This is a genomic window from Moorena sp. SIO3B2 (assembly GCF_010692525.1).
GTDB lineage: Bacteria > Cyanobacteriota > Cyanobacteriia > Cyanobacteriales > Coleofasciculaceae > Moorena > Moorena producens.
Window position 1 is genome coordinate 1 of record NZ_JAAHHE010000700.1, and the last position, 2,175, is coordinate 2,175.

Sequence of the window (2,175 nt, forward strand, 5' to 3'; positions counted from 1 at the left end):
TACTGCGACAGTTAGCTAATCTCGCTGCTAGCTTGGTAGTTTTACAGATACTCCTCGGTGTTGCTACCTTCCGGTTAAGGCTACAAGTTGAACTACTAACTATCTGCCATCAAGCAGTGGGAGCAGCATTATTAGGAGTACTGGTAGGGTTTACAGTCTTCGCCTTACGTGACCGAACAAGTGTGGAGTGTCAAAGTCAGTAGAAGCAAAGCGAGAAGGAATTAAATATGAAGGATTAAGTATGAAGGATTAAGTGTTTTATTGGTCTATCCTACGGGAAACCTAAGGGCAAATATCCTTCATACTTGAGACTTTTTAGCGAAGGAATTGGTCAACAATCCCGACTGGGATTCCAACCCACCGATCAATCGACGGGCAAGAGATCCTGTAGTTGACCAGACTAAGCCAGTTCGACTGGCTACGTTAGATAGGCTATCGCACCCTAGGGTGCTTGCCAGCTCTAGGCTCTGAGGTTTCAGATTAAACATCTGTAGAGGGATTAAGGAAGTGTCTGAAACAGGACAAACCTATCTAACCTTGTCGAGGCAAAAGTAACACGCAAGTAGAAGAGACGAAACCATGTCTACAAACTACGTTCTAGTTTTAGATACCAACCGAAAACCGCTCAACCCTTGCAAACCTGGGATGGCTCGTAGCCTACTTAAAGCAGGCAAGGCAGCGGTATTTAAGCAGTATCCATTCACCATTATCCTCAACAAAGCAGTTGATGATGCCCCCAAACCAGTCCAACTCAAAATCGACCCAGGCTCAAAAGTAACTGGGCTTGCTCTGGTGCAAGATGACAAGGTTCTATGGGGAGCAGAACTCTATCACCGAGGGCAGCAAATTAAGGCTGATCTTGAGGACAGACGAAAATTGAGGAGAGGAAGGCGAAACCGTAAAACCCGGTATCGTCAACCTAGATTCTTAAACCGTACTCGTCCAGAAGGTTGGCTTGCTCCATCGATGCTCCATCGGGTTCTGACTACGATGACCTGGGTTAGACGATTAACCAAGTTTGTTCCCGTTACAGGAATCTCATTAGAGCGAGTTAGATTTGACATGCAGAAAATGATCAACCCTGAAGTTTCAGGTGTTGACTACCAGCAGGGTGAACTACAGGGGTATGAAGTTCGAGAGTACCTGTTAGAGAAATGGAATCGGCAATGTGCATACTGCCAAGCCACAGACACCCGTTTGGAAGTCGATCATATTCACCCCAAATCCAAAGGGGGATCTGACCGAGTATCTAACCTGACCGTTGCTTGCCATGACTGTAACCAGGCTAAAGGAAACCGAAATATAACAGACTTCCTCTCTGGTAAGTCTGACCTACTCAATCGAATTCTCAGCCAAGTTAAGCAACCGTTATTGGATGCGGCAGCGGTCAACTCAACTCGGAACAAGATTGCTGAGGAGTTGATTGCTAGAGGCTTACCTATTGAGTTTGGGACAGGTGGACAAACTAAGTATAACCGTTGCCGATTAGATCTTCCTAAAACTCACTGGCTTGATGCTGCCTGTGTAGGAGTTGTTGTCCATCTCACCCTTGAGACTAAGCAATGTTTAACCATCACAGCATCAGGACATGGAAACCGACAGATGGCTGGTGTTGATAAGTATGGCTTCCCATACCGCCACCGTACTCGTCAGCAAGTTCATTTCGGTTTCAGAAGTGGGGATATCGTCAGGGCGGTTGTACCCAAAGGCAAGAAAGCGGGAACCCATTTAGGTCGGGTTCTCTGTCGGAAGTCCGGTAGCTTCGACATCCAGACTAAATCTGGCAGAGTCACTGGAATCAATCACAAGTATTGCAGCACTATACACGGGAGGGATGGCTATGCCTACGTATTCTAAGGATGCGCTGTCGCGCTGCTGTCATGTAAGGGGAGAGCTTTCCTCCCCATGCGTGAATCGACAGGGGCTTCCAGCTCTCCCCTTGCTAACAATTGTCGGTGAATTGAATGCTTGGGACTAGTTTAACCCGTCAACATGAAAACTTAAGAGAGGTTATTCAAAGTTACTATCAACTAACAAAGCCTCGAATCATTCCACTACTATTAATTACGACAGCAGCGGGGATGTGGTTGGCATCCGATGGACAAGTCGATCCCATCTTATTGCTAGTTACCCTGGTCGGTGGTACTTTGGCCGCAGCATCTGCCCAAGTACTTA

At 46.8% G+C, this 2,175-nt stretch carries 2 protein-coding genes and 2 pseudogenes; 3 read left to right on the forward strand and 1 reads right to left on the reverse strand.

Features of this window, described 5'->3' with window-relative positions; all coding sequences use genetic code 11:
* Positions 1–203 (forward strand): annotated as a pseudogene (locus F6K38_RS39980) (COX15/CtaA family protein); the annotation flags it as partial.
* A 96-nt stretch (positions 204–299) separates the two neighbouring features.
* Here the strand turns inward: F6K38_RS39980 and F6K38_RS39985 are convergent.
* Positions 300–488 carry a hypothetical protein gene (locus F6K38_RS39985; protein WP_008186866.1) on the reverse strand — a complete coding sequence of 63 codons (189 nt, stop codon included), beginning with the start codon at positions 486–488 and terminating at the stop codon, positions 300–302.
* Positions 489–579: 91 nt separating this feature from the next.
* Between F6K38_RS39985 and iscB the strand changes: the two genes are divergently transcribed.
* Positions 580–1,857, forward strand: coding sequence for an RNA-guided endonuclease IscB (iscB, locus tag F6K38_RS39990; protein ID WP_008186868.1), 1,278 nt, complete (start codon positions 580–582; stop codon positions 1,855–1,857).
* Between the two features lie 107 nt (positions 1,858–1,964).
* A pseudogene (locus F6K38_RS39995) lies at positions 1,965–2,175 on the forward strand (heme o synthase); the annotation flags it as partial.